The sequence below is a fragment of the Acinetobacter sp. ABJ_C5_2 genome, assembly GCF_044538485.1.
Taxonomy (GTDB): Bacteria; Pseudomonadota; Gammaproteobacteria; order Pseudomonadales; family Moraxellaceae; genus Acinetobacter; species Acinetobacter nosocomialis_A.
On the sequence record NZ_JBIUCS010000002.1, the window covers coordinates 344346 to 363510 of the forward strand.

At 38.9% G+C, this 19165-nt stretch carries 18 protein-coding genes and 2 pseudogenes; 4 read left to right on the top strand and 16 right to left on the bottom strand.

Annotation, left to right across the window (positions count from 1 at the left end; genetic code table 11):
- Nucleotides 1-26: 26 nt before the first annotated feature.
- From rlmB to ACH8JV_RS04285, 3 genes are all read right to left on the bottom strand, one after another.
- Nucleotides 27-776 (bottom strand): 23S rRNA (guanosine(2251)-2'-O)-methyltransferase RlmB, encoded by a 750-nt coding sequence (gene rlmB / locus ACH8JV_RS04275; protein ID WP_396519886.1) that lies wholly within the window; start codon nucleotides 774-776, stop codon nucleotides 27-29.
- Between the two features lie 101 nt (nucleotides 777-877).
- Entirely contained in the window at nucleotides 878-1204 is a 327-nt protein-coding gene (locus ACH8JV_RS04280; RefSeq protein ID WP_000099685.1) for a pyrimidine/purine nucleoside phosphorylase, read from the bottom strand.
- A 76-nt stretch (nucleotides 1205-1280) separates the two neighbouring features.
- Nucleotides 1281-2591, bottom strand: coding sequence for a tetratricopeptide repeat protein (locus ACH8JV_RS04285; protein WP_396519888.1), 1311 nt, complete (start codon nucleotides 2589-2591; stop codon nucleotides 1281-1283).
- A 114-nt stretch (nucleotides 2592-2705) separates the two neighbouring features.
- Between ACH8JV_RS04285 and recN the strand changes: the two genes are divergently transcribed.
- The 3 genes from recN to ruvX all read left to right on the top strand — a co-directional run bounded on the left by recN (nucleotide 2706) and on the right by ruvX (nucleotide 5494).
- Nucleotides 2706-4373, top strand: a complete 1668-nt coding sequence (gene recN, locus ACH8JV_RS04290) for a DNA repair protein RecN (protein WP_396519890.1) — start codon at nucleotides 2706-2708, stop codon at nucleotides 4371-4373.
- A 126-nt stretch (nucleotides 4374-4499) separates the two neighbouring features.
- Nucleotides 4500-5054 (top strand): YqgE/AlgH family protein, encoded by a 555-nt coding sequence (locus ACH8JV_RS04295; protein WP_001979301.1) that lies wholly within the window; start codon nucleotides 4500-4502, stop codon nucleotides 5052-5054.
- The gene (gene ruvX / locus ACH8JV_RS04300; RefSeq protein ID WP_000127528.1) at nucleotides 5054-5494 is read left to right on the top strand and encodes a Holliday junction resolvase RuvX; all 441 of its coding nucleotides are present in this window, start codon (nucleotides 5054-5056) and stop codon (nucleotides 5492-5494) included. Before ACH8JV_RS04295 ends, ruvX begins: the two co-directional genes overlap by 1 nt.
- 56 nt (nucleotides 5495-5550) lie before the next feature.
- Here the strand turns inward: ruvX and ACH8JV_RS04305 are convergent, their stop codons facing one another.
- Genes ACH8JV_RS04305 through ACH8JV_RS04315 form a run of 3 tightly spaced genes read right to left on the bottom strand, consistent with a single transcriptional unit; the run spans nucleotide 5551 to nucleotide 8890 of the window.
- Nucleotides 5551-6552 (bottom strand): HlyD family secretion protein, encoded by a 1002-nt coding sequence (locus ACH8JV_RS04305; protein WP_001072475.1) that lies wholly within the window; start codon nucleotides 6550-6552, stop codon nucleotides 5551-5553.
- 39 nt (nucleotides 6553-6591) lie between these two features.
- Nucleotides 6592-6798, bottom strand: a complete 207-nt coding sequence (locus ACH8JV_RS04310; protein WP_000503613.1) for a DUF1656 domain-containing protein — start codon at nucleotides 6796-6798, stop codon at nucleotides 6592-6594.
- Complete coding sequence (locus ACH8JV_RS04315; RefSeq protein ID WP_396519892.1) at nucleotides 6791-8890, bottom strand: FUSC family protein; 2100 nt, start codon at nucleotides 8888-8890, stop codon at nucleotides 6791-6793. The genes ACH8JV_RS04310 and ACH8JV_RS04315 overlap by 8 nt, the downstream gene beginning before the upstream one ends.
- A gap of 495 nt (nucleotides 8891-9385) precedes the next feature.
- Here ACH8JV_RS04315 and ACH8JV_RS04320 point away from each other — a divergent pair, with 495 nt between their 5' ends.
- Nucleotides 9386-10159 carry an IclR family transcriptional regulator gene (locus tag ACH8JV_RS04320; RefSeq protein ID WP_001018361.1) on the top strand — a complete coding sequence of 258 codons (774 nt, stop codon included), beginning with the start codon at nucleotides 9386-9388 and terminating at the stop codon, nucleotides 10157-10159.
- Between the two features lie 194 nt (nucleotides 10160-10353).
- Here ACH8JV_RS04320 and ACH8JV_RS04325 read toward each other — a convergent pair whose 3' ends face one another.
- From ACH8JV_RS04325 to ACH8JV_RS04370, 10 genes and pseudogenes are all read right to left on the bottom strand, one after another.
- Nucleotides 10354-10965 (bottom strand): alpha-ketoglutarate-dependent dioxygenase AlkB, encoded by a 612-nt coding sequence (locus ACH8JV_RS04325; RefSeq protein WP_000171257.1) that lies wholly within the window; start codon nucleotides 10963-10965, stop codon nucleotides 10354-10356.
- Nucleotides 10962-11072 (bottom strand): annotated as a pseudogene (locus ACH8JV_RS04330) (cysteine methyltransferase); the annotation flags it as partial. The pseudogene ACH8JV_RS04330 and the gene ACH8JV_RS04325, both read right to left, overlap by 4 nt.
- A gap of 62 nt (nucleotides 11073-11134) precedes the next feature.
- On the bottom strand, nucleotides 11135-11722 hold the full coding sequence (gene pgsA / locus ACH8JV_RS04335; protein WP_002156973.1) for a CDP-diacylglycerol--glycerol-3-phosphate 3-phosphatidyltransferase: 588 nt from the start codon (nucleotides 11720-11722) through the stop codon (nucleotides 11135-11137).
- Between the two features lie 118 nt (nucleotides 11723-11840).
- Nucleotides 11841-12635: a thioesterase family protein gene (locus ACH8JV_RS04340; RefSeq protein ID WP_396519894.1), complete on the bottom strand. Its 795-nt coding sequence runs from the start codon at nucleotides 12633-12635 to the stop codon at nucleotides 11841-11843.
- 120 nt (nucleotides 12636-12755) lie between these two features.
- Nucleotides 12756-14555 carry an excinuclease ABC subunit UvrC gene (uvrC, locus tag ACH8JV_RS04345; RefSeq protein ID WP_396519896.1) on the bottom strand — a complete coding sequence of 600 codons (1800 nt, stop codon included), beginning with the start codon at nucleotides 14553-14555 and terminating at the stop codon, nucleotides 12756-12758.
- Nucleotides 14556-14688: 133 nt separating this feature from the next.
- The gene (locus ACH8JV_RS04350) at nucleotides 14689-15219 is read right to left on the bottom strand and encodes a CHAP domain-containing protein (RefSeq protein ID WP_077162870.1); all 531 of its coding nucleotides are present in this window, start codon (nucleotides 15217-15219) and stop codon (nucleotides 14689-14691) included.
- A 227-nt stretch (nucleotides 15220-15446) separates the two neighbouring features.
- Nucleotides 15447-16490 (bottom strand): DUF1311 domain-containing protein, encoded by a 1044-nt coding sequence (locus ACH8JV_RS04355; protein WP_396519898.1) that lies wholly within the window; start codon nucleotides 16488-16490, stop codon nucleotides 15447-15449.
- A pseudogene (locus ACH8JV_RS04360) lies at nucleotides 16487-16619 on the bottom strand (hypothetical protein). Before ACH8JV_RS04360 ends, ACH8JV_RS04355 begins: the two are co-directional and overlap by 4 nt.
- 80 nt (nucleotides 16620-16699) lie before the next feature.
- Nucleotides 16700-17614: a lipid A hydroxylase LpxO gene (gene lpxO / locus ACH8JV_RS04365; RefSeq protein WP_004699120.1), complete on the bottom strand. Its 915-nt coding sequence runs from the start codon at nucleotides 17612-17614 to the stop codon at nucleotides 16700-16702.
- A gap of 171 nt (nucleotides 17615-17785) precedes the next feature.
- A complete protein-coding gene (locus tag ACH8JV_RS04370) occupies nucleotides 17786-18790 on the bottom strand; it encodes a hypothetical protein (protein WP_396519900.1) in 1005 nt (334 codons plus the stop codon).
- Nucleotides 18791-19165 lie beyond the last annotated feature (375 nt).

Consider the following 19165-nt stretch of genomic DNA (forward strand, 5'->3'; position numbering starts at 1 on the left):
GCTTACACACTAGAAAGGCAGCTCAATTATACCTCAGAACGCTGACGGCAAGCCTCATAAAGTGCCATACCTGTTGCCACACTTACATTTAGGCTCTGCAAGTTTCCAGACATTGGAATATAAACTTTATGATCACACTGTGCCTGAGTAATTGGGCGTAGACCCGTATCTTCAGCTCCCATCACGATTACAACTGGGCCAGAGAAATCACATTTTTGAATTGGTAATGCACCTTCATCAAGCATGGTGCCAATCACACGGGTATGAGTGGTTTCTTTAAGATGGGCTAATGTACGAGCTAAGTTTGTTACTTGAATGAACTTAACTTTTTCGGCCCCACCCGCTGCAACTTTACGAGCAGTTGGGGTTAAACTTGCTGAGCGATCACGAGGCACTATCACGGCCTGAACACCCATTGCAGCGGCTGTACGAATACAAGCCCCTAAGTTATGCGGGTCTGTCACCTGATCTAATGCCAGCAATAAGGCATCTGGAGTTTCAGCCAAAATCTGATCGAGATCTTTTTCATTTAACGTCGGATGCGGACGTACTGCTGCAACTACACCTTGGTGGAATGGTAAGCCTGCAAGCTTCTCAAGGCTTTCACGGCTTGCTTTTTGTACGCTAATTCCAAAAGGCTCAGCCAATTGCAAAATCTTTTGTAAACGTTGATCATCGCGCCCCTTCAATGTAAACAAGGTCAGCACGCGCTCCGGCTCAAGTTCTAACAATGACTCCACTGAGTGAACGCCATAATAATATTCCGGTTTTGCCATGCATGACCTCTAACAACGTTTGAGCAAAAAATAAAAATCCTGCAAAGCCAACTTCACAGGATTTCTTTGGGCATAGTGTACCCGATTTAAACAGGAATTTCTTAGCCTTCTAAATGGCAAACATAATCGAGTACTTCATCAGTCTCGATTTTAAAAACGCTATTGCCTGGTACATAAAATGATTGACCAGCGCGGAACAATTCACTTTCATTGCTATCTGCAATTTTAACGCGACATTCACCTGAAATAATTTCCATACGCTCAGGAACATGTGTTTCAAATGTTAAAGGCTGCTCAGTCGGCAAAATAACACCTAATGTTTTTTTCGTTCCATCTTCAAATTGCACGGTATGGCTGATACATGCTCCACCAAAATAAACATTTGATTTTTTGATGACCGTTACATGATCAAATTGGGTTGAACTCATGCACACTCTCCAGATAATGCCGCATTTATATAAATTATGATGAATGTAGTTTAATTGTGCCTAAATAACTAATCAATCAGTTTTCATACGGATAGACTTGTAATTTCCACTGCTGTAACTGAATTTTTTTAGCAAAAGCGTGGGGTAAATTTACTTCAATATTTCGACTCTTCGACACTATTGCATCATATCTGCAAACTTCATCGTGATTTTCATCGAATACAACCCAATAAACTTTCTCTGCAGTTGGGTGTGTCACAGCAGTTGTAACCACTGGTGAACCATTATCCATGCCAACATGAAAATTGTCTGGGTCATTTTGCATTGAAGCTGACTCATAAGCCGGAAAATCGACGCCATTTTCATCAAATTGCTGGCTGTCATGCACAAGCACACTTTGTTTTAAAGTCGGCCAAACACGATAACGAAGATAATGCTGATCTATGACCCGATTGTCCGGATACTTTCCAGTGGCGACATAATCTCTGATATGTGCTTCAATATTATGAAAAATACCTGAGCATCCACCCCACATACCCGCCAAAATCAATTCAGTATGAGAGTAGCTATCTCTCATTAAATGAAACCATTGATCACTCTTGAGCCAAGCATCGACGGCAGCTTTCTCACGATAAGACACAATAGAGTCAGCATCACGTATCAAAAAGCGCTTAACGGTTGGATCATCCATAACTAAAAAGCGCCAAAATAAACCAGATAATTGTTTCTGTGAGGCACTCACCTGTACCACTTGTGCGCCATTTTCTTGTAAACGCTGCTGCACAAGTTCGGGAACGGTATCATCTATATAGAACCGACACGTCCATTCTGGGTATATCTCTTGAGCTAACTTAGTATTTAAAATTGAAGTTTCACAGTAACGTGGATTTGCTCCAAATAAAGAAAAAGTAATAATGTTTTCTTGTGGATTTGAGCTAAATGGCACGGGTTTATGAGTAGATATATTTAAAGCAGACTCATTCTTTGTGAGTTCTTTTTTGGTTGAAATAGCTAAACGCCCAAATTTGATTTTTTCTTCCTTTTTATCTAAATGATGACAAACTTCGGTTAACCCATCATATAAATTTGTATTGACGTTGGAACCACTTGCTTGAATCGCTTGCATATAATGTTGATATGCATCGTCATAACGGCGTAACCGCAGCTCAGTATAAGCTAAATCAGATAATGCTCCTGGATGCTGTGGTACTAGATTCACCGCTTTTTTTACATGCTGATAAGCTTTGGCATAATCGCCTTGTGCGGCAGCCTGTTTAAATGCATTAAAATGCTGATTTAAAATTTTATTCATTTCAGCAGGATTAATTTTTTTATGGCGGTTCATCATTCCTATGGGTGCTTTCGGTAAGCTTAATGTTTTTTTCATTGTAAAGATCCGCAATCTTGCTGTTCTATTATTTCAGTTAGAATAATAGATCACTTGTAGCAAATTCAAAACTTCTCTATCTTTAACCCATAATTTGGCGCGTTGGATGCGTTTATGCTCACACATTTAACTTTAATCAATTTTGCATTAGCTGATCATTTAGCTATTGATATAGAACAAGGATTTAATGTTCTAACAGGTGAGACAGGTGCCGGAAAATCATTATTACTGGATGCACTTTCTGCCTGCTTAGGGGAACGTACAGATACAAATTATGTCCGCTATGGTTCGGACAAGGCGGATATCACCGCTGTTTTTACTTATCAGGACAATAGCCCAGAAGCAAAATGGCTACAAGATCATGAGCTAGATGATGACTCTGGGGAAATTCATTTACGTCGTGTTATTTTTGCAACTGGTCGTAGTAAAGCATGGGTGAATGGCCGCCCAAGTAGTCTCTCTGAGCTTAAAGAATTAGGTCGTTTATTGGTTCAATTATATAGCCAGCACAGCCAGCAACAGCTTCTTGAACCACCTTATCCAAAGCATTGGTTAGACCGTTATAACAATTTTTATGTAGAAGCAAACGATGTTCGTGAGGCCTATAGCACCTGGCAGCGTAATATCCGCCAGCATCAGGCTGCGCTCGATGCTCAAGCGACCCGTCTTCAACGTATTGCGACCTTAGAGTTACAAATTGAAGAGCTTGAGGAAGTCATTCAAACCGATTACAAAGAAATCGAGCAAGAGTTCGATCGCCTCAGTCATCATGAACATATCATGCAAGACTGTAGCTATAGTCTAAATGCGCTTGATGAAGCTGAACAAAACATTACTCAAGAAATGTCGTCGATCATTCGCCGCCTAGAGTCTCATGCGGGGCGTAGTGAGCAGCTTTCCGAAATTTATAATTCGTTATTAAATGCGCAAAGTGAAATTGATGATGCCACATCAAATTTACGTCAATTTATTGACCGTCAGAGTTTCGATCCTGAACGGATGGAAGAACTGAACTCCAAGCTAGAGGTTTTCCATCGACTTGCTCGTAAATACCGTACTCAACCAGAAACACTGAAAGAAGAGTACGAAACTTGGCAAAGTGAGCTTGAGCAATTACATCAGTTAGAAGACCCTGAAACTCTGGCTGAACAAGTAGAAAAGTCACATCAAGAATTTTTAGAAAAAGCCCAGCATTTGGATAATATTCGTCGTGAAGCTGCTGCTCCACTTGCAAAACAATTAACTGAACAGGTTAAACCTTTAGCGCTGCCTGAGGCACATTTTGAGTTTAAGTTTGAACCATTAGAACAACCAAATGCAGAAGGTTTAAGTTTTATTCAACTTTTATTTACTGCCAATAAAGGCATACCTCCTCAACCATTGGCACGTGTAGCATCTGGTGGTGAGCTTTCTCGTATTGCACTCGTTATGCAAGTCATGAATGCTGAAAAGACCGAAGCAGAAGTTTTGGTATTTGACGAGATTGATGTCGGAATTAGTGGTGGTACAGCTGAAGTGGTTGGACGTTTATTGGCCGACTTGGCTCAGCATGTCCAACTTTTATGTATTACCCACCAAGCACAGGTGGCTGCACAATCCGATCAACATTTGTTAGTCAAAAAACAACAAACTGATCCGGCAAGTAGTACTATTGTACAACTTGATGAAAAACAAATTATTTCCGAGTTAGCGCGCATGTCCGGAGGTGTTGAAATTAATGAAACAACCTTGCAGCATGCTAAACAATTACGTCAACTTAAATTTCAGGCTTCTTCAACTTAATAAAGAAAATGAGAGAAAAAGATTGGCGAAATCCGATTAACTCTTGTATGTTGATAAAAAGAACCTATATAGATAAAAAGGGTCGAGAGACCCTATAGCGACATTTTTTGAGGGAGAACCGCTTAGGTGACCAAACAATATATGACTCACCGTTGTCTGATTGCCCCGCCAGAAATGGCAGATGACTTTTTTGCAAATACAGTAATTTATCTTGCCCGTCATGACGAAGAAGGTGCCCAAGGTATTATTATCAATCGCCCTGCCGGTATCCAAATTAAAGAGCTACTCAATGATTTAGACATTGATGCAGACAATGTAAATCCGCATGAGGTTTTACAAGGTGGTCCTTTACGCCCTGAGGCAGGCTTTGTTCTTCATACAGGCCAACCAACATGGCACTCTTCTATTGCTGTGGGTGAGAATGTCTGTATTACCACCAGTAAAGATATTCTCGATGCGATTGCGCATAACGAAGGTGTTGGCCGCTACCAAATCGCCCTTGGTTATGCGAGTTGGGGTAAAAACCAGCTGGAAGATGAAATCGCTCGTGGTGACTGGCTTATCTGTGATGCCGACATGGATCTGATTTTTAACTTGCCGTACGATGATCGTTGGGATGCAGCCTATAAAAAAATTGGTGTAGATCGTACATGGCTGGCTTCTGAAATCGGGCACGCCTAATGACCGCAACGCAATCAAAATCAATTATGGCTTTTGACTTTGGCACTCAAAAGATGGGAATGGCGATTGGTCAGTCTGCAATTGAAAGTGCTAACCCATTACCACTTTTTGTAATGAAAGATGGTATTCCCAACTGGGACCAACTTTTAAAAATTGTGAAAGAGTGGCAGCCTGATTTGTTTATTGTTGGTCTTCCATTGAATATGGATGATAGCGAGTCAGAACTTTCAACACGGGCACGTAAGTTTGCACGTCGCTTACGCCATCAAACCAATATTGAAACGTGGATGGTCGATGAACGGCTCACCACTCGTGAGGCAAGAGAAGAACTTGGTTTTTATCAAGAACAAGGTCGTGCCAAGAAGTTATCAGCCGATAGTTTTGCCGCGGCTTTGCTAATTCAGAGCTGGTATCGCAATCCTGTTGGTTTAACGCCATAAAATAAAAAAGCATGTTTCAAACATGCTTTTTTATTGAGTTTAAAAATTTAAACTTTTTATTTTTCAATAATATGTACTGTAGCAGTACGGCCAGACACAAAAGCCAACTCATTTTTTGGTGCTTCGTCTAATACAATTTTTACAGGTACACGCTGCGCTAAACGAACCCAGCTAAATGTCGGGTTTACATTTGCAAGCAGTTTCGAACTACTTGAACGCTCACGGTCTTCAATACCCGATGCAATACCCTGCACATGGCCTTTAATTTTCTGTCTATCACCCATTAATTGCACAGTTGCTTCATCGCCAATATGAATACGGTCTAATTTTGTTTCTTCAAAATATCCCACAACATAAAGCTGCTTACGATCTAGCAATGCTGCAACCGCTTGTCCAACTTGAACATAATTACCCGGACGCAAATCAAAGTTAGATAATGTTCCATCTGCTGGCGCCACAACAGCCGCACGGTGCATATTGAGTTCTGCTAAATGTAAATTACTTGTTGCTGCTTCAACCAGTGCCTGTTGCTGTTTAATAGTGGCTTCAGCTTGTTGAATAGCAGCTTGGAGTTGCTCATGTTCCGCGTGTGATTGATCGCGAGTTGCAAAGACCTGATCTTGTTCCTGCTTAGAAATCGCACCATCCATTAAGTTTGAATAACGGTTTGCGTTTTTCTCGGCTAACTTAATGTTAGTACTCGACTTAATCAAGTTTGCTTTAGCTTGGGCTAGACCTGCTTGTGCTTGAGCATAGGCCGCTTTTGCTTTTGCCAAATCAGATTTTGCTTGCTCTACATCTAAAGCTCGGCGAGAGACATCAATTTTAAAAAGCACCTGACCTTTTTTTACAGTCTGGTTATCTTGAACCAATACTTCCGTTACAAGTCCTGCTACATCTGAAGAGACCTGAATAACGTCACCACGAACTCGACCATCACGTGTCCACGGCGCTGCATTATAGTAGTTCCATAAATGCACAATGGTATAGACAGCAATCATTAATGCGACAATCAAAATCACTGGACGGATGACTTTTTTCAACTCCAATTGATTCATTTTACTCACCTAACTCAATCTTTAATCTGGCAATCATCTTTAAGCACCTAACCCAACAAAAATTTGGTGTATCACCAAAAGTAGTAAAAGGTAAAAACACAAATTGAAAATACTGGGTAATGCAATCCAGCCTTGTGCAATCCATTTGTTGGTTAAGGGACTTAACCAGCGAAAACATATATATGCAAAAATGGCTTGGACGAGCAAAGCAGGCACGTAAATACCGTAGACATTAAACTCACCCATGCGCTGTGGCTCCTGTAAGCGTACGATCTGCATTCATTTGGTTTGATGAAACATGACACATGCTATAAGCAATATTATTTAGTGAAATAAATAATCTTTGACGCAGAGTCATATCTTCAATATTTGAAGCAAGTTGTTTAAGTTCAAATAAGGTTTGGTGAATGTGCTGTACCAATACATCACTTTCACCTTTTTCATTTTCTTTAGCTCTAAATAGCTCATCTAAATCTTGTTGCAAACGGCCAATGTGATGGGCCAATTCCGAAGATATCGGAACTTGATTTGCTAGCTCTTGTAGTCGGCTTAAATCAATGATCGCACTTGATTCAACTAAAGCCTGTTGAATAGATTTTTTAATCTCTTCTGACTGAACCATTTTAGTATTTAAGACACCAACACGGTCTAACATCCCCCGTAAGTGAACTTTAAATTCAATACCATAAGGAATGTATATGGCTTGACGCATCGCACGGTAATGTAAAGCCAAAATACGGTTTGCACTGGTATCGGGTGACATGGCACGCACAACATCAATAACGACTAATGACACCAATACGCCCATGACCATACCAAATGAACTGTCTAGGTAAGACACTGCGTCCATGCTGTAAGCATTGTGCAAGTTCAGCCCCATCATGGTATTAATACCTAGCACCATCCCGACTGGCATGAGTGCCTGATTCGCCATCATGGAAACCGCAAACAAGAACATTGGTAATAAAACGAGTCCAAGTTCCCAAAATGTTGTGACATGAGGAAAAATACCAAACGCGTAAATAAAAACTAAAACCGCCGAAGCCACACTGCCCCATATAAAAATACGTAAGACAGGAACCGGGTTATCTAGTGCTGTTAAGATACAGGCAGTGACTGCACCGATCTGTGCCATCATGAACCCAGCTTTCCAGCCAGAAAGAATCCACACACCAGTCACAATAAATGTAATCAGCACTGCACTAATACCACCTCTGACTGCCACACCATGATCTCGGTGTAAACTTGGATAGGTCGTAGTCATTGGGGTAATGTTATCTGGAATCTCTTTATTACCTTGCTTGATGCGTTGCCATAAAACTTTTACAGCTAAAACATTACTAATGAAATGACGCACATCCATTTTCATTGCAGCCAATAACACTTGCTGATGTTCAGAAGCCGAATCATTTAAGTTCAAGAAATCATTTTCAAACTCGTCAGGTAACTGCAGAATATTTTCATCAGTCATCTGATCTTTTTGTTCCAGAAAATGAATCACATGCCCTGAAAGCTGCTTTAATTTATCTGAATGACTTTCAATAAAATGCAGTTCTTGTAACTGTTTAATTCGTTCAGATAAGGCAACCAAGTTCGCAACCACCATCGACATTTGATGGAGCATTTCTTGCAAAGGTTTGGTCATCCCATGCAACTCACCTTTTTCATAGCTCAAATGAACTGCCAGAGCATGAATATCGGTCGTATCACGAGTAATAGCAGCTAAAAGCTGTGTATTGTTTTGCTGTTGATCTGCATTTAACAAATTAGCAAACAGGTTTTCTGTATCTTTGAGGGTTTTCGTTACACGCTGTTTGATTGCCGAACCAATATGCATGGGCAAAATAGTCGCAGACACAACCGCACTCGAAATGACACCAATTGAAATCTCAAGTACACGAGCCAAAGCAATATCAAAAATATTGTACTGATCAATATAAGTAATCGCGTTATACACAATCATTGCGGTTGAATAACCTGCCAACATAAATGCATAACTGCGAGGAGTACGGTCTAATAAAGACACATAAAGCGCAAAGCCCACCCATAGTGATAACACAACCGTAAAGATCCACGGCGTATTAATCAGATGCGGAGTAATGGTTAAGGCAATAATGGCCCCGCCTACCGTTCCCAATAAACGATAAACACACTTAGACGACACCATACCCGAATAAGGATTGGCGATAATCAGGACGGTACCGATCGACCACATTGGATTAATCAGGTCTAATTCGAACGAAACAAATAATGCCAACATACCGGCAATAAATGTCTTTATTGCAAAAATTAGATCAAGCTTACTCGGGCGGAAAGCCAGTATTTGCTTTAATAACATGAACTCATCTCAAATATAGATTTGAACTGATGAGCATGCTCATCAGTGTCCATTTGCTTTTAAAAAAAGACAATACGACTTTGTCATTTGTCTATAAGACAAATGAGTTAATGAGAGCATCCTTCAATACAATGATTTTTCCTACATCTCTGCATGATGTACCGAGATGATTTCAGTTTGACCGCTATTTATACGACCAAGCTTAGGAAAGAAGAGACATCGAGAAAGCCGGCAGAATAAACCACTTTCTCGATTAGATATTTTGTTGCACAATTTTTTCAAATTAAAGTGATTTAGTCAACTAAAATATCTTTATTTGATAATTTGATATGTTTTTAGTTAATCATATATGATGTGTGAATCAAGAGAACTTTTCTGATTCTGAGCGTAAAATATTTAAATCAGGCAGTTATCTTGGAATTGAGACAAAGCTTCAATTTTTCTGTTATAAGAACTCAAGTGTGACCCGTTTATTAAGGATACGAATAAGACATCATGGCAATTTCAAGTTTTGGCAAAATTTTAACCGTACTGGATTTATTTTCCGTTTCACGACCAGTGATTAATGTCGATATTATTTGCGAAGAACTTGGCTTGTCTAAACCGACCAGCTACCGTTATCTGAAAGAACTCGTATCAGCCGACTTATTAAAACGTATTAATGGTACTTCTGGCGATTACACTTTAGGCTCAAAAATAGCAGTTCTTGACTATGTATCTAGAACAACCGATCCATTGGTCCAAATCAGCACGCCATTTATGCGAAATATTGTAGAGCGTACTGAACTTTGCTGTTTACTCACCTATTTAAATGATGACTACTGCATTGATATTCATCATGAGATTTTTAAAGATACTGAATTACTTTCATATGGTCGAGGCTGCCCACGCCCAATTTATGTTGGGGCTTCACCAAAAACGATGGTTTCACATTTAAGCAAACAACGCATGCATGACTACTATGAACGTTTTCAACATGAGCTGTCTGAATCAGGTTTTGCTGTAGACGAACCTAGCTTTATTCAACGTATGCGTAAAATAAAAAAACAAGGCTTCTATTTCTCGCAAGGCGAGATTGACCCGAATGTTTCAGGACTTGCTGTACCCGTTCGTTTTTCGAGTAAAGAAGTTCCTTTGGCTTTAACGTTAGTCGCATCAAAGAACCGCTTTGATTTTTTAAATATTGAAAAGTTGATTGAAATTTTGCAAGAAAACGCGGCATTGATTGAGCAGCGTTTTATGGAACTTTCAGAAAAGGGCGAGATCTAAAATAATATTTTTGATAATTTAAAGTTTTCTTACACTTTGAAGCATTGAAAATATTCAAATATTCTCATATTATGATTTTAGCACCTATTGATGATTCTTTTCATCAGCAGCTCATCAATAGTAGGCTCTCCCTCAGAGGAATAAGCTCATGTTGCCATCATGGGCTTTTTTCTTGCCCAATTTTTAGAAAAAACTTATGAAAATTTGAACTGACGAAAAGTCAGGTTAATCCGTGGTTGTAAAATCTTGGTTGAACGATTTAAACGGTGTTGCCAATATTGTTGAGTCTCACCACGCATCACAATAAGTTGACCCGGTTGTAACCACATCTCAACTTTTTCTTTAGTTTGAATATGCCTAAAAGAGAACTTCCGCGTTGCTCCAAAACTTAAAGAGGCAATTGTAGTGGTTCTAGCTAAAGACACATCCGAATCACTATGCCAAGCCATTCCTTGAGTTCCGTCTTCATAAAGATTTGCCAAGCAAGAATTAAATTTTTCTGAAAGTATCTGCTCTACTTGCTGTTTTAGCTGAGCAAGTGCTTTGTCCCACGGTAAAGAATCACGAAAGACACCAGAATATTTATATCGATAATGCTCATCTCCATACCAAGCAACTTTACGAGGTGTTATAAAGTGCTTGCCATATAGCTTCGCTTCATCATGTCGCCACGCCAAATGGTGGTACAAATAATGAAAATATTGTTCAGCTTCTTCGGCAGTTAAAATACATCCATAATCCTGAACCTCACCATCATAAGGCAATAAGTTTGAACAAGGTTCCGGAGAAAATAAATCTAGTGTCATGCAATCTCCCCTTGCTGCTTAGCCATCTCCCAAGCTAACAATGCCAGTTTACGCCCTTTTTGCCAATGATATTTATTAACCACACCAATTGCGAGAGTCACTCTATTCTGGCACTTTGCAATAAAAAAAGCCTTTCTCAAGGAAAGGCTTTTTAGAATCTTATTTGGGTTTATGGCTGCTTTAGATATGGCCACGCGGCTTTTAAATAAATAAACATTGACCACAAAGTCAGAATGACTGCGGTATATAACAAAGCATAAGCCAGCATTTCTAAAGGCTGCCAATTCAGTAGGAATACACTAATCGCAATCATTTGAAATGCGGTTTTATATTTACCTACAGTTGACACTGCTACACTGGTTCGCGCACCAAGTTCTGCCATCCACTCACGTAAAGCAGAAACAGTAATTTCCCGTGAAATAATAACAATTGCAGCAAAAGCCATCGCAATGGTAGGTTTCCACTGCACTAGAACAATAAGTGCAGCTGCGACCATCAGTTTATCTGCAACCGGGTCTAGGAATCGGCCAAATGCTGAAGTCTGGTTTAACGTTCGTGCTAGATAACCGTCAAACCAATCGGTTACAGCAGCCAGCACAAAAATTGCAGTCAAGATAATATGACGAGTCATACTTCCTACATGCTCACCAATACCTATTGCAGGCGGCCAATATGCAATCACCAAAAATACAGGAATAAGCGCGATACGCGCCAAAGTTAGGATATTTGGGATATTCAGGATTCGCCCTGTGGTCATAAACACCGCCAATTTAGTCTTCACGCATCTTTTAACAGACAAAGACACATACTTCAATATTGTATCTATCTGTAACAGCCACTTTATACGAAATATGTGAATCGAGAAAGTGGATTGCTTAGGTAAATACCGTAACAGTTTGCCGCAAAATTGCAATTAAATGATCACTTTGGTCCCAAAGATATGCATATTCTGTGGAATAACCCTCAGCTGCATGTTCTGTGACGACTTTATATTTAAACCAGTCACACAATTGATGCTGGACTGGGTTCATATAAGTAATATGCCATGTTAAAGAACTTGCAGGCGCAACTTGCTTAAACATGGGCAAAACACCCGGCGGCCAAATATCCATAAGAACAATCAAATCAGGCAATGTTAGTTGACGATTTTCATGTTGCTTTGGGGAGAACCTTGACCAACCACCAAAGTCCGGATGTTCACTTGCTGTCACTGGATAATTACCCTCAGCCCAACAGACTTCGAAATGCTGAAAGCATTCAGGCATATGTTTGGCAAAAGGAATAACAAATAAATTTTCAGGCTGCACATATACAGGAGCAACGGGTTCTTGTTTTACCTCAATACTCGATACACGAGGTGCCCCAAAACTTGCAACCAAAATGGTTTGTACTGCACCATCTTGCCATAAGCGTGCCTCAAGCGTAGTGACTGACTTCCCCTCTCTTAAAACTTCAATAGTCAATCGGGCAGAACCTTGCTGTACAGGACCCACAAAAGTAACACTACAACTTAATAATCTTTTATTTGAATCTTGAATATGGGAGTATGCTTTTTGCATTAATAGCCCAGCAACAAGGCCGCCAAAAACCGTTCGCCCCTGTAACCACCCTGCGGGTATATCAATCCATTCATTTTGTTTTACATCTTCAAATAGCTGTAATAATGACATGCATATCCCTAAGTCATGTGCGTGATTAGGAAGTATCTTTCATTATTTTGACCATCATGTGAATGATCATTCAGCTATTAATTTACGAGCGCTTTTGTCACTCAAATTTTAAATACGTGGCTACTCATGCAAAATTTTATAAATCGTTCTTGCCATCACTTCACCTAATCCCGGTACCACAGTCAACTCTTTTTCCGATGCTTTTAACACGCCTTGAATCCCACCAAAATGTGTTAACAAATCTCGACGGCGTTTTGGTCCTAAACCCGGAATTGCCTCTAAAACTGAGGTACTACGGCGTTTATCACGCTTAGCTCGGTGTTTGGTAATGGCAAAACGGTGAGCTTCATCACGCACCTGTTGAATCAAATGTAGTGCCTTATTATCTTCGGGTAACTGAATTTTTGTACCGTCAGTAAAATGAAGCGTTTCAAGTCCCGGTTTACGTCCTTCACCCTTTGATACACCAATCATGAAAGCTTCAAGCCCAAGCTCTTGCATCACTTCCATGGCCATATGAAGTTGACCTTTACCACCATCAATTAAAAGCAAGTCAGGCAGCATCGCCTTTTTATAGCGACGCGTTAAAGCTTGTCGCATCGCAGCATAATCATCGCCCGCGGTAATATCTTGAATGGCAAATTGTCGGTAGTCCCGTTTACGTGCACCGCCTTGGTCGAACACTACGCATGATGCGATCGGTGCTTCTCCCATGGTATGACTAATATCAAAACACTCGATACGATCAATTGGACGGCCAACCACCTGCTCAAGCTGGTGGAAACGCTCATTGAGTTCTAAGTGGTTACTCAACTGCCCTTTAATCGCATGCTGAACATTCATTTCGGCAAGTTCTAACCATTCAGCACGTGTTTCTCGTACACTGCTCTTAATGTGGACTTTCTTTCCAAATTGCTGTGCTAAGGCTTCTTCCAACTCTTTACGGTCAGGTAAGGCAGTATTCACAATCAGTTCGCTTGGTACTTCATCGGCAACCTGAAAGTAAAAGTTTGCCATAAAGTCACTCAGCATTTGACCAAGGTCATCGCCTAACATGTCAGGGAAATAGCTTTTACCGCCTAGCATACGTCCATTACGTACATGCATAATCTGCACACATGTCACGCCAGCCTGATAGGCAATTGCCAAAATATCAGCCTCACCTTTCACTTTGAAAACAGCTTGTTGTGCCTGTACTTCACGGAGTAAAGATAATCGATCCCGATAAAAAACAGCTTTTTCAAATTCAAGATCTGCCGCTGCCTGCTCCATTTTCGCAATCAGCTCTTGGTTTAATTCTTTGGTGTCACCTTGTAAGAAACGAATACTGTTATTCACATCATCTTTGTAATCTTCTGGTGAAACTAAGCCTACACACGGGGCCGAACAACGTTTGATTTGATATTGCAAACATGGACGTTTGCGCTGTGAAAAGTAACTATTTTCACACTGACGGACATTAAAAAGTTTTTGTAAAACCAGTAAGGTATCTCGCGCACTATAAGCACTTGGATAAGGTCCAAAGAATTTACCAATTTGGTGCTTACCTTTGCCACGTCCACTGGCAATTCGTGGATACGGTTTATCTGCCGATACAAAGATATAGACGTATGACTTGTCGTCTCGCAACATGATGTTATAAGGCGGACGATGTTGTTTAATTAAGTTTTGTTCTAAAAGCAGCGCTTCAGTTTCTGAACGCGTGACAAGCGTTTCAATATCATAAATTCGCGCAACTAAAGCCTGAGTTTTCGGATGTTCAATGGTTTTAACAAAATAACTCGATACCCGATTTTTTAGGTTTTTCGCTTTGCCCACATATAACAACTCACCATCTTTCCCTAGCATTTTATAAACGCCTGGAAGCTGGGTCATATGGGCTAAAATTTTTTCAATATGAGGACGAGCGTTTTGATTCACTATTGGCATGCATGGCTTAATACTGAATACCTAATGTGATGTTTTCATCCTTACTTTTCAAGTGCTTTACTGTGCCAGAACCTAAATTTGACAAGGGATGACAAAGTAGACCGACAAAGTATGTCGTAGGTCTTTAAGAATCGAGACGATAGTAACTGTACTTCACGTCTTTTTCTTTATACACCGCATAGGTTTTTTGACGAAAATCTGAGAACCAGCCATTCCCTGTATATCCCGCAATGTGACCATATGTGTGGCCACTTGTTCGCTCAATAATATAAATATCGCCTTCTTGAGGACGGTTGAATGCTGGTTTAATTTTCTTATAGCCGTTCTTTTCTAGAGTATGCCCCCAGTCAGATGCAGCTACTGGATGCTTTGAAACATCTGCACCAGCAGCCTGTAAAGCAATACGGATATTCTTGGCGCATTTTTCTTTACTGTGCTTTGCTGACATGCTTTCAAGTTTGCTTGAGAACTTATGCAGATCGATATTTTGGTCTTCTACCTTATGTCTTTTAGAAGTCGATCGGCTATGCTTTTTAGTCTCAGCCGAAGCTTTGTTTAACATCGCTTTCGTTTTTAAGTCACCCTGAGAACTTTCTTCTTTTCTCAATTTAATATGGTGAACATGTGCATGAGCTACGTGATGAGCATGAGCCATTTTGAAACCTACTTCCGCTAACCAGTCTTCGAAAAAACGGAGCAATTGTAGAATCAAAATTATGCGTTGGCTTTTAATAGTTGTAACAAATTGCCAGCACTGTGAAATGAGTCACAAAAACAATTTATCGAATTTATTCTATAAAAAATCCCTTTCGAGCTTACTAAAGATTGGTCAATCCCATCTATTTCAACACGATTGACCAAGCACTTATAGAGGGTTTCAGATTAGTTTAAATTATTTAAATAAACTGTTCGCTCTGCAGTTTTTTGAATAAAGCACTGTGTATATTGCATCTCTTGATTTTGCTTACGCATATCAGCATTCCAATAATCGGATTGCTTTTGGTAAGTTTCTAAGTCCTTTTCGGGAATTTCTTCCACACTTTTTTGTGCCAGTACTTTGCATTCAACATCACGTTTTTTAAACCAATCCGATTGATCTTGTTTAAATTGAGTTTTTCTCTCAGCGCTCAATTTATCCCAAGTCTGATTTAAGCGTTCCACTTGCTTCGCTTTGTCGCTATCCAATTCTTTTTTACGAACATCCATGGCTTCTTGAGCCAAAGCAGTCTGCTCTTCATTATTTTGTTCAGACATTTGTCGATTTTCTTCAATATTTTCGTCAATCAACTCATTTTCTTTAACATAAGCCGCATATTGCACAGCTTTAGTGGCAACAAAAACCAACCCTTCAATCACAGTGTTTTGGCTTGGCAAGTCAAACACCAACCCCTCTTTATCCGTTTTTGTAATGTTATAGAAAAATTCACCTTTCAATTGATCATTTTCAAGAGTCAAAGATGATTCATTATCCGAAAAATAATCATTAAGCGTTTGCGATTCTTCATTAGAGTGACGCAGTTCTTCAATATATGCTTTTTCCGCACGTTTTTGTAAACCTTTAGGAAATGAAACGACCAATTGGCTTTGACAACTTAACTGTGTATTTTTTTGGCTTTCATCTTCTAACGGTAAAGTACGAATATTTTTAATTTCAAACTTCAAACCTTGATTAATTTTATTAAGAATATCTGCATCAACCTGATATTGACTTTGTCTTAAGCTACGCTCAATTTGCTTCAAATATTCTTTTTTCAAAGAAGTTTGAATCTGATTTAAATTGTCAGGATGCGTACAGCTCCAATCCGAAATTGCCTCAACTTTTTCTGTTTTTGATTTTGGCTCTGGCTTAGATTTACCACATCCAGTCAATATTACTGCTGCACTGAATGTAGTTATTATTAAAGCTTGTTTCATCACCGTATTCATTTATATTCCACGCAAATTTTTAAAATTTATTAAGTACAAGAAAGGTATATATTTACCAGTCGCATTATGATCCCAATAATTAATATAAAATTCACCTAAAATTTTAAACAAAATACTCCCTACGCTAATAATCAGCGTTTTAAATGCATAAAAATAAATCTAAATTATTTAAATAATCACAATAAAAAACGCCCTTTCGGGCGTTTTGATTAAAATACATATGGTCGCACAAAAATCAGGAAGAAAATCCCAAGCATGAGGAACCATTTCAAGAAGTAATATAACTTACGGTTTTTCGCTTTTAATGCTTTTGCTTTAATACGAATTTGGTACACATAGCCAAATGCTTTATTTAAACCACCCGTTTGGTCACCTGTTTCATTCGGTGAACTTGCAGCAGTCATCACGTTACGACCAAACCAATGATTAAAACGTTCCATCCATTTCACTTTCATTGGACGCTCAACGTCTGCAAAGAAAATAATACGGTTTTGATCAGTCTTATTTTCAGCATAGTGAATATACGTTTCATCAAACACAACGCTTTGACCGTCACGCCAAGAGTATCTTTCACCATCGACATCAATAAAACAACGATCATCATTTGGTGTAATCAAACCCAAGTGATAACGAAGTGAACCTGCGTATGGGTCACGGTGTCTAACCAAGCGGCTATCAGGAGCAAGTTCGGTAAACATTGCCGCTTTAATGGTCGGTAATGTTTTCAGTAAAGCTGTCGTTTTTGGACAAAGCTCAGCTGCCGAAGGATGGCTCGACTCATACCATTTCAGGTAAAAACGTTTCCAACCTGTTTTAAAGAACGAGTTGAAACCTAAGTCGTTATAGGTACTCGAAGCTTTAATCCCGCCTTGGTCATATAAAGCTTTCGCTTCATCTCGAATCATTTCCCAATTTTCATCTAACACTTTTAAATCTTTAAAGTGTTGAGTGTCGATATAAGGCTGATTCGGTACCTTTGAAAAGATGTACATTAAAAAGTTAATCGGTGCGAGCAAGGTTGAATGGTCAAAAAATTGACGATAAAACGAGTGACGCACTTTGCCGCGATGTTGGATATACAATGCAGATATTACAAAAATCGCTAATACGATCCACTTAATCATATAGTTACTCGCATTTAAGCATCTTTAAAAATACTTCGAAGGAATTTAAAATTGGAGAAATAATAACAAACTCTCGAAGAAAATTCAGACTCATATGAGTAACTATTATTTTTATCAAAAAAAAATCTCAAGAACATTTATTCTTGAGATTTCTTAAACTCAGATTTTAAATTAATTTTGATAAGGTTTCCAATTTAACGCATTCAGAGAAACAAGTGCGTTTGCAGCAGTTTCATTATAGACATAACAACCTGATTTCAATTGTGCAATTCTTAACTGAGCAAAACGGATGCGTTGGGGATCATTGGCATTTTTTAGGTATGTTTCCCAATGCTTAACTTCTTGATCAGCAGTCCAACCAATATTACTTGTATAACTTGCTGTGTATGGCTTACCTTGATATTGCACCGCAACACTATCGCTCGCAGCAAAACCTAGACTAGTATCATAAATTGTAGTCCACTGAACTGTTTGCCATGTTCCTTTAACTGCTTTATAAGTAAAGCCGAATGGATTAGTTTGATTCAAATAATTAAGGTACGAAGCATTGTCAGCATCGAACTCGTCAAAACTCTGGTTAATTTCATAATCTTGACCGACATTGAATGCAAAAGACTCTTGATTAGATTTTTTTGAAATTAAACGATAGCAACTACTTCCGTCAGGAAATTTATTCTGTCCATAAGTATTAAGAAATATACGTCCATTAGTTGTACTTGCATCATTTACTGGAAAGCCTACTGCTCGATAACCCGGTAAAACAGCGTCAAACATATTCTGACCAGAAAGATTAACTCTCTCTAGTTTCCAATCCTCTTTAACATCACCAATAAGATCCAGTGTCCAATCCGTTAGCGAATTAATATTCATCACATTAATCGCTCTATCAGTTGGCAAATAGAGTTTTTTCTCTGTGAGCAAGTACTCACCTAAAGCTTGATTAGAAGATCCATCTGTTGATTTTTTATTGAATATTTCAAAATAAGAAATATTTAATGCGTCTGTTTCATTCGCATTGTAATCCATAAAATAGTAACGACTTCCATTCGCTGTAGAATCTTGTGATGCACTACTTTGATCGTTATTTACGGAATTATTATCACTAGAACCACCACCGCCACACGCACTCAACATCATTGGTAAGATGGCTAAAATCATAAACTTATTTTTTAACATAATATTACTTTGTCTAACATTTTTATAACACAAAGTTTATCCAAAGATAAAAAAATAGACAACCCTTTCTGTCTAATAATTCACAAAGTATATTAATTTCCATTAGCAGTTCAAAAAACCAAGGCTATTCAACCGTCTTTATTATTTTTTTCATGCATGCGCTTTCCCCACTGAAATCTGTATTTTTTCACTGTTCTTTTATGATTAATTTAATTATTTACTACTTCCTCTTTTTGCTCTTTGACCCTCGCTTATCAAGCTATTACTCCCAATAAAAAAACATATTTTTCATATAAATAAATTAAAAAAAATAATTTTCAGACAATTGATGACCCTTGCGTCACGGCTTGATACAACTTGTTGGCTTCTTTTTAG